Source organism: Arachidicoccus sp. (assembly GCF_050436765.1).
In the GTDB taxonomy this organism is placed as follows: domain Bacteria; phylum Bacteroidota; class Bacteroidia; order Chitinophagales; family Chitinophagaceae; genus Arachidicoccus.
Genome location: NZ_JBNQGD010000211.1, coordinates 1 through 4093 on the forward strand (window position 1 = coordinate 1; position 4093 = coordinate 4093).

Sequence of the window (4093 nt, forward strand, 5' to 3'; positions counted from 1 at the left end):
ACCTACACGTTACCGTTCCTCTTACTTTCTACATATTTGGGCAAACGGTTATGCGGCGGGCTATTATGCATATTTATGGACAGAGATGCTAGACGATGATGCATTTGCCTGGTTCCAAAACAATGGCGGCCTTACCCGAGAAAACGGACAGCGCTTCCGTGATATGATTTTGTCGAAGGGTAATACCGAAGATTTACACACCATATTTGTCAACTTCGTCGGTCATGAACCTGACATAAAACCAATGGAAAAAGACAGAGGCCTATTGATGAAATAATCACCCGGCGTATTAAACAATGAAAAGCGCAGATAAATAGAATTATTTGCGCTTTTTCTTTGCGATCAATGGTTGTACCCATAATTGTTTCATAAGACAATTTTCTTCCCTTGTTTAGGGAAAATAAAATCGACCCCCAGATAATTTTCTTTCGCCAGTTCGTCGCGAATGGTCGTTTCATTATCACCAGCCGGCTTCATATGTGCAACAATAATGGGCATCTTTTCCAGGGAATTTTTCCCGGCAAGGCTATCCAAAATATTCAAGTTTTTTATCAGCAATCTAGGCTTCAAATGACCATACAACCGATCATTGGGTTGCTCATCCGGATAAGAACATTCAATTGAAATCCCTTTCAGCTTTTGAGCAGTGACTAATGGGGCTACAGTTTTCCACAAATTTTTTAAATCATCGCTTTGTTCATTGGCATCATCACCGGTGTCACCCAAATACAAAAAATAATTATCGCCAAATCTTATCAGAAATGCTGTACTTCTACCTGGCACAGCATGGCTTAACAAGTAAGGTGTTACAAACATAGGTGTATTGTCAATTGCCATCTCATTGCCGACATGTAAATATTTGTACGTATATTTTTTCAAAGTCGGCCGCTCACCTTCGTTGCCAAAATTGGCCCAACTCGTCCAGGTAAAATATTTCGTTTTTAAGACTTTAATACAAAAGGATAATGCATAAATATTCTTTTTTGAATCTTCAGGTGAATTAATAATTAAACCGGCTACATGATCTAGATGGCCGTGAGAAATAAGATAACCTTTAATATTTTTCCTCAAAAAATTATCTATACTTCCTGTAAATAAATGATGCCTGCGCGCAGTTTTCAGCCCATTATAAATAGTGCCAGCATCCAAACAAATAAAATCTGAAGAATCTCTAGGGGCAATTAAATATGCGGACAAATTACTCTCATCACTGCCGCCTTTTACACCCAATGGGACAATGGTAAAAGTTTTTTGCTGTGCAATAGCTGTATTCACTAAAAAAGAAAAAAGAATAACAAAAATTAATAAAATATTTTTCATAAAATTGTTTTTAAAAATTAATGGAAATTCTCCTCATATAAAACTGGAATATTCTTTCTGCAATTTACGAATAAAAATACAGGAATAGTTATACTTTTATTGCTTTATCAATGCATGACAACTAAAGAATTGGATCCAATATTTCCTCTAAAGAAATCAAGGAACTCCAGTAATAATTAAAAAGATTCAAGGATGAAAAAGATTTTTGCGGCATTTTTTTTATTAGCCTTTTCTACCATCAATGCTCAAGACCTGCCAGCAGCGGCCGATACTGCCTGGAAGCACGAATATAGGGCCTCGGCCACCAAAATTAATGACATAGTCAATACCAGACTCGAGGTAAGCTTTGATTATACTAAATGCTATATGTATGGCAGAGCATGGCTAACCATTCAACCTCATTTTTATGCAACCGATTCCTTAACACTCGATGCAAAAGGGATGAATATTAACAAAGTGGCATTAGTAAAAAACGGCAAAGAAATACCGTTGACATATCTGTATGAAGACAGCTTGAAATTAAAAATTCATCTCGATAAAACATATAATGGCGGCGAAGCCTACGAGATTTACATTGATTATGTATCCAAACCAAATGAGCGTAAAACGCAGGGCAGTGCAGCTATTACAGATGATAAAGGTTTGTATTTTATCAATCCGCATGGCACAATAAAAGATAAACCTATTCAGATTTGGACACAAGGTGAAACTGAAAGTAATAGTGTATGGTTCCCTACCATTGATAAACCAGATCAAAAATCGACAGTTGACATCACGATGACTGTCCCTTCCAAATATGTAACCCTTTCTAATGGTTTGTTGGTTAGCCAAAAGAAAAATAGCAATGGCACACGCAGCGACAGATGGAAATTGAATTTGCCAATAGCTCCTTACCTGTTTTTTATGGGTGTAGGGGATTATGCGATTATAAAAGATTCCTATAAAGGCAAACCCGTAGAATATTATGTAGAGCACGCTTATGAACCGGTAGCTAGAAAAATATTCGGCCATACACCGGAAATGATGGCATTTTTTTCTAAAATTTTAGACTACGAATACGTCTGGCCAAAATACGATCAAATAGTTGGCCGCGACTATGTAAGCGGCGCAATGGAAAATGTCACTGCTACTTTACATCAACAATCAGCCCAACAAAATGCAAGACAATTAGTCGATGGCAACGCTTGGGAAGATGTAATCGCACACGAACTTTTTCACCATTGGTTTGGCGATTTGGTCACGACGGAAAGCTGGAGCAATATTACCGTCAACGAAAGTTTTGCCGACTATAGTGAGCAACTTTGGGAAACCTATAAATATGGCAAAGATGCCGGAGATGCGCAAGGATACAACGATATGCTTGGTTATCTTAATAGCAATAGTCAACATAAAGATTTAGTTCGTTTTTACTACAAGGATAAAGAAGACTTATTTGATGTAGTTAGTTATAATAAAGGTGGCCGCATTTTAAATATGTTGCGACACTACGTTGGTGATGCAGCATTTTTCAAATCGTTGAATCTATATTTAAATGAGAATAAATTTGGGACGGGAGAGGCCCAACAACTGCGTTTAGCTTTTGAAAAGATTACCGGTCGGGATTTAAACTGGTTTTGGAACCAATGGTACTATGGTGCGGGCAATCCAAATTTAGACATTACTTACGCTTATGATGACACGGCAAAAACATCTACCGTTACTATTGAGCAAACCCAAAAAGGTGAGCAAATTTTCAAACTGCCCATCGATATAGATATTTATCATGGCACGGATAAGATCCGTCATAGTGTATGGATGACCCAGCAAAAACAATCTTATACTTTTAATGTTGGTGAAAAACCTGATCTAATAAATGTGGATGGGGATAAAATACTATTAGCTAGTAAAGATGACCATAAAACTTTAGCGGAATTTATCAATCAATACAAGCTAGCGGGCAACTACGTAGATAGAAAAGAAGCCATCGACTTTGCCGCGCAAAATGTAAAAGAACCGGGAGCAAAAGACTTTTTGATGAAAGCATTAAATGATAAATTTCATGGCTTGCGCAGCGACGTGTTGCAGGAAACAGATCCGCAAGTTTATACAAATGCTGATTTCGATAAAATCGCAGAAATGGCGAAGACTGATCCCGACCGCATTGTACGCTCTCAGGCAATTGACGTGCTCAGCTATACCAAGGACGTAAAATATGAGCCTATTTATTTAGCTGGCGTCAAAGATTCGTCTTATAGTGTCGCGGGCTCCTCCCTATTGGCATTGTCCGAAATGGATAAGGATACAGCCATGGCACTATTGCCAACTTTGGAAAAAGATGCGCTTGGCCGTTTAAAATATGCTGTAGAAAAGCTTTCCATCCCTTTTAAAACAGATGCAGATTTTGACCAAATCTATGGAGACTTCACAGAGCTACCATTTGGTCAAGAAAAAGTTAGCCAGGCATTAGATTTAACGACTTTCTTAGGCAATTTACACGACAGGGAACATTTCGAAAAAATGACGGATGCATTAATAGTTGTGCGCGATAAAGCAGGCGCACTGTATCCTCAATACCTAAAAATATTTAATCAAAGGTTAGCAAAAGTATTAGCTACTAAAAAAATGAAGCTGTCTGCTTCTTCCAACAAAACAGACGAACAAACAGAGATATATTATTTGCAAAGCAAAATTCAGTAAAATCATTTGTTTCAAAATTCCGTTCCCAAATAACTAAGCAGCGATTTTTTTCCCTAGTGTGGGAAAAAAATGTCGTTGCAAGCCTGTGCCTTTTTTT

General features: G+C 37.6%; 3 protein-coding genes. 2 read left to right on the plus strand and 1 reads right to left on the minus strand.

Annotated features, from left to right (window positions below; all coding sequences use genetic code 11):
- The coding region (locus ACQR30_RS09250) for a M3 family metallopeptidase (protein ID WP_429734302.1) at window positions 1-277 on the plus strand (277 nt) is incomplete at its 5' end.
- A gap of 89 nt (window positions 278-366) precedes the next feature.
- Here the strand turns inward: ACQR30_RS09250 and ACQR30_RS09255 are convergent.
- A complete protein-coding gene (locus ACQR30_RS09255) occupies window positions 367-1320 on the minus strand; it encodes a 3',5'-cyclic-nucleotide phosphodiesterase (protein WP_429734303.1) in 954 nt (317 codons plus the stop codon).
- Window positions 1321-1512: 192 nt separating this feature from the next.
- Between ACQR30_RS09255 and ACQR30_RS09260 the strand changes: the two genes are divergently transcribed.
- On the plus strand, window positions 1513-3996 hold the full coding sequence (locus tag ACQR30_RS09260) for a M1 family aminopeptidase (protein WP_429734304.1): 2484 nt from the start codon (window positions 1513-1515) through the stop codon (window positions 3994-3996).
- Window positions 3997-4093: the final 97 nt, after the last annotated feature.

Bases quoted from the DNA above. Each gene is read 5' to 3' on its own strand.
- ACQR30_RS09255 (WP_429734303.1), bottom strand. From the start codon at position 1,320: ATGAAAAATATTTTATTAATTTTTGTTATTCTTTTTTCTTTTTTAGTG.
- ACQR30_RS09260 (WP_429734304.1), top strand. From the start codon at position 1,513: ATGAAAAAGATTTTTGCGGCATTTTTTTTATTAGCCTTTTCTACCATC.